Here is a 1,033-nt window from a genome sequence, read left to right on the forward strand (position 1 = left end):
GTTCTCTAATAGTTTTAGGCATGTTTTCCAAACCCCTTTCGGAGATCAGCGAGAAATTCTTGTCTTGCTTGATCTCTGATTTTTTGATCATGTTCAGCTTGTTTTTCAGCCAGTACCTGTTTTTCAGTTGTTCCTAAAGGCAAGCATTTAACTTTGTCAATTGCACGCCACTTTTCTTTATCTGATAATTCATCATTGTGCTGAATGTTAAAGAGTTTTTGACGCTCATCTTGAAATTTGCCTTGAGAAAAATCATTTGCGTCCTTTCTTTCAGGTTTCCAAGTAAAAGAATAACCGATAACTGGTTTTCCTCTGCCTTTACCATATTTTTTTCTAATCGTTAGCCCTCTAAAAAGCGGGGTTAATTCTTCTCTAATTGGCTTAATAACCTTTTTGTCAACATTTGAAGGACTATTCCAATAACTTTTAGGTATATCAAGCAATTCAAAAAAATCTTCTTTAGAGAAATAAGAATAGCCAGTAGTTCGAAATTGCTTAATTAGACGAAACATTGTTTTAGCGTAACTGCTTTTTAAATTTCTAAATTCTGTTAGGGCATAACGAACCCAACTTTCTAAATCGTTTAGCAAGTGCAATGCTTTGGGATAAATCTGAATATCAACATAAGGCTCTTCAGCTTCACCTTTAATTTCAAATTCAGTAAACATAACAAAAAATTCACGATTTAAGCCACTCTTACTTCTACGGCCAAACCTAAGGCTGAGGATCTTTTGGTATGTATTTTCAATATCATCAATAAAACGTTTATTTGCGGTTGGTTTATAGTTACTAAGCTCTTTTAACTGGTCAAAAGAGAAACGAACAGTTTTATTCCCTTGATCCCGCATGCGGGAAACAATTGAAAAAAATAAATTCATCTCAATTGGGGTAAATTTTCTCAAGGGAATAGTATTCAACTCAGGATCATACTTAACTAACTCATTAGACATGATTATCACCTCAAACACATATTAAAATAAAAGTACCTTTTTATCAAGTACAGAACTTATAAAGGTACTTGATAAACAGACAA

Annotated in this window: 1 protein-coding gene; it reads right to left on the minus strand. The window is 33.2% G+C overall.

Annotated features, from left to right (window positions below):
* Positions 1 to 14 precede the first annotated feature (14 nt).
* A complete protein-coding gene (locus tag FD44_RS10085; RefSeq protein ID WP_010620840.1) occupies positions 15 to 950 on the minus strand; it encodes a replication initiation protein in 936 nt (311 codons plus the stop codon).
* Between the last annotated feature and the right edge of the window lie 83 nt (positions 951 to 1,033).

The organism is Secundilactobacillus malefermentans DSM 5705 = KCTC 3548 (assembly GCF_001436395.1).
GTDB lineage: Bacteria > Bacillota > Bacilli > Lactobacillales > Lactobacillaceae > Secundilactobacillus > Secundilactobacillus malefermentans.

What these genes read in the sequence shown, in the direction of transcription:
- FD44_RS10085 (WP_010620840.1), bottom strand. Translation starts at nt 950, where the DNA reads ATGTCTAATGAGTTAGTTAAGTATGATCCTGAGTTGAATACTATTCCC.